Genomic DNA, 3,982 nt, shown 5'->3' with positions numbered 1-3,982 from the left:
CTTCTCGCGAAGATGCCCTTGCCGTCGGCTAGTACTTCTGTTAATATGCTCAAAATTAAACATATTAACCGGATTCATGTACAGGGGACTTTCACCCCATTAATTCACGCCCATGCCGGGCGTACACCAAGGCATCTACAAGGACCGGGCGATGAGACACCACCCGGCCTGTAATGCTCACAGTTAAGAGACAAGATAGTTTTATCAAACCATATAAGAGGTCTCAATAATGGCTGACCCACATTGGACTAGTTATGTTGGTATGGTTACCGGAATATTAGGTGCAGTGACCGGTATAGCTGGAGCAATTTTAGGCTGTATGAGTTATAAGAAAAGCAATCAGATCAAAGCGCTTGATTTACGTATCGAACTAAAACGTGCTTTAGCAAACACAGTATATGATTTTAAAAAATTAAATGATCAAATGACTCAAGGAAATAAATCAAGAATAGCTGTTTCATCAGCGATTGGTGCCTTCAGATCAGGTATGATGGAAAAATGGAAAAAAGAATTTGAAAACGATCAAGAAACATCATATGAATTATCCAAAGAAATTCCAGATGAAAATACAGATTATGACACACTAAACACTAAAGGCCTTGAAACTGAATTAATTAAGTTACATAGAATTCAGAGAAGGATTCAAACTTTAACTGAAAAATATGATGCTGCAATGGAATGGGATAACGAACAAAGAAAGCATTTACGAGAAGATAGAATCGAAAGGGCAAAATAGCCACCTAGCATTTAATTTAACCGACCGTCGGAAATTCCCGCCGACTGGTAATCAAAACCGTTATACCGAGCAGAGAATTCAAAATGAGCATAGATGATAATCAATACATAAAAGGTATTATGGAAACAGGTTTTGGTCTTGAGTATACAGTTTCTAAAAGTTTGCTTCAGAATGGTTGGACCGTAATAAATAATAAATATTACATAGATGATGTCCAAGGCGCGGCGCGAGAAATTGATATATTAGCCTATAAAGTAGCCTTGAAAAAAGGGATTCTTATCTATACAGTTCTAATCATAAGCTGTAAAAAAAGTAGTGAAAATGCTTGGGCTCTATTAACAAAGGAAAAGAAACAAAATGATCCAAACATTGACTGGAATCCTGTGACTATCTGGTCTAATGAGAAAATAATAAAATTAATGCTAGAGAATTATGAGTGGAAATCGGAATATGTAAATTCATCCGAGAAATTAGATGATCTTCTTTTTTCACCTCGAAAGCATATTTTCGCGTTTCAGGAATTAAGCAAAAAGAATGGGAAACCTCAAAACGACAAGGCCATTTTTAATTCTGTTGTATCGTCTATGAAATCACAAAATTATGAGATTGAATCATTAGTTAAAAGAAAAAAGGAGAACTCTTTTTACAATTTTAATTTAGTATCAGTTGTTGACGGGCCTTTGTTGCGTATTGATTACGATGATATTGAACCCAATATAGAACACATTAGTACTGATATTTATGTTGGTAGCTACATAATAAACAGAAAAGAAACTTTATCAAGAGTTCACTTCATTACAGCCAAGGCTTTTGAGTCATGCTTACCAACCTACGATATGCTTCACTACCATAATATAAAACAAGCTTTTTCGATATATAAAAAATATTTTATTGATTGTATAAAAGACGAAAAGAAAATTGAGCTTCTTCTAACAGAATTTAATAAGAGTGTAAGATGGGAAATATATAAAGTTTTACGAGATCAAAGAAATTACAAGCAAATTAAAGATGTTACTAGAATTTTTTGGGATTCCGAAAAAGATAGAGCTGCTATAATTGTCGATGGCGTCTGGGAGGCGGAAGATTTGAAAGCTTTAAACTACAGTATCGAATTAGGAGTTGTAATAAAAGACGCACTAAAAAAAATATACCAGTATGAGGGGGCGATTTTCTTTGACTACGATATTCCCTTTTAATAGCAATGCATGACTCGGGTATCTACAGTGACCGTGCGATAAAACGCTTTCTGGTACATAATGCTTAATGTTCGACAGAAAACAATGAAAGATACAACAACCATGATTCGTGAATTCAATTCTACTGATTTATATCCGCTTCATCGTATGATTTGTGAGACTATTGATGCTTCCTATCCGGCAATATATCCACCGCGTGCGGTGATGTTTTTTAAAGAGCATCATTCAGTTTGAGAAATTGCTAAACTGGCAATTCTACGAACGTCGCGGCTATAAAGTTCTTGCCGAGCGCGTTATTGATGTCGGCGAAGGAGAGCTCTTAAGGTACTGGCCAGGAGAAAAAGAGTTGGATCAATTGTAGTTTTTTACTCCGTGCCCTTATATGGTTGAGGTGACAGATTAAAATTGAACCGCAAAGACGCAAAGGGCGCTAAGAAAACAAAAATCATTTATTGATATATAATAAACTTTACTCCATGCTCTCCGCCTGTCCCGCCATAGCTTCAGCGGAGGCGGATGTACTCCGTGGTGAAATAATTTTTTAAAAGGGTATTTTGGAAGATTCAAAAACCTTTAAATATTAATCCAACATGTCGGGGCCATATCGCCTGTTATTTCCCATACCTCTTCATGCAATCGAAAACCCGGAAAGCCATTTTGCTGCGTTCCTGATTTCAGCTCCATCCGAAAATATTCTTCCCTGTCTTTGTATTTAAAAATCAAAATCACCCTTCAACATCTTTGATATTGTTTTACCCAGTCTGACAAGGACCGGTCAGGAGGATAATTTTCTATCGAAGTATTCCTCGATATATTCGATGAAGTGTCTTTCCATACCTAACCAAAATGGAATCCATTCCGAATTAGTCAATGTTTTTTTACCAGGCTACTGCGACACCCACCAAAGGATTATTCTAAAAACAAAGGTATTTATGCTTGAAAACAGAATTGATTTTACTTATCATGGATTAAATTTTTTATCGGTCTATTGATAACTGTTTGGCATGTTTTTTCTTTGATGCAAAATCCTGGTCAGGCATTATATGGCTCCTGCTTCAAATTGGCCTCTGAGAGGGCATATATGAAACAGAAAACAAAATACTCCGTATCAGAATAGGATACGCAGGTTCATGGGTAAATATGCAATACATCGAAAAAGACTTGGAAAAGAAGATCAAAGAGCTTAAAACCCGGCTTGAAAATGAAACAGAGGATAAAATCAGGCTGCTTGAAGAGCTTGAAGAGTTAAGGCGGATCAGGACATATTATTATACCCTGATGCAGAATACCGAGGACTATATTCTTATCTGTGACAGTAATGGGGTATCCCAGGCATTTAACGCTAAATATAAACAAAGGGGGGAAGAGCTATTAAATATTGAAATAAAACCCGGGATGCAAACACATAAACTGTCGGGTAACGCTGAAGCAATAAAATACTGGGACTCGTTACAGGAGAGGGCATTAAAGGGGGAGCAGTTTATTGCGGAATACTGTGATGATGAGAGGGATATCTATTTTGAGACCCTGTTTTCACCCATTAAGGAAGGTGAGAAGGTAACCGGTTTTACAGAGATCACCCGGAATATCACAGCACGCAAGCGCATAGAAAAGGCTTTACAGGAAAGTGATTCATTCAGCTCAAGCCTGCTTGAGTTTTCACCAACTGCAATAGTGGTCTACAACCCTGATACCTCTGTAAGGTATGTAAACCCGTTTTTTGAAAAGCTTACAGGTTTTTCATCCAGGGATGTCCTTGGATTAAAACTCCCTTACCCGTGGTCTGTTGATGATGCAAAATATGGTTCTATAGAGAAAAGACAAAAGGATGGGGTTAAGAGTAGTGAACGTGAATACAGGAAAAAAAGTGGTGAACACGCCTGGGCCGAGATAGATGTTACCCCCATATATAAAGATGGTGAGCTGGTTTATTCACTCGGGACATGGATCGATATCAGTGACAGGAAAAATGCGGAGCAGGAAAAAGAGAAGCTCCATAAACAGCTTCAGCAGGCCCAGAAGATGGAGGCCATAGGGAACCTGGCTGGTG

At 37.6% G+C, this 3,982-nt stretch carries 3 protein-coding genes; all 3 read left to right on the top strand.

Features of this window, described 5'->3' with window-relative positions; translation table 11 throughout:
* Positions 1-229 precede the first annotated feature (229 nt).
* Entirely contained in the window at positions 230-736 is a 507-nt protein-coding gene (locus tag GX654_13230; GenBank protein ID NLD37823.1) for a hypothetical protein, read from the top strand.
* 83 nt (positions 737-819) lie between these two features.
* Entirely contained in the window at positions 820-1,932 is a 1,113-nt protein-coding gene (locus GX654_13225; GenBank protein NLD37822.1) for a hypothetical protein, read from the top strand.
* Positions 1,933-3,072: 1,140 nt separating this feature from the next.
* The coding region (locus GX654_13220; protein ID NLD37821.1) for a PAS domain S-box protein at positions 3,073-3,982 on the top strand (910 nt) is incomplete at its 3' end.

Origin of the sequence: Desulfatiglans sp. (assembly GCA_012513605.1) — a bacterium.
Classification (GTDB): Bacteria; Desulfobacterota; DSM-4660; order Desulfatiglandales; family HGW-15; genus JAAZBV01.
This window is presented reverse-complemented; position numbering and strand designations above follow the sequence as displayed.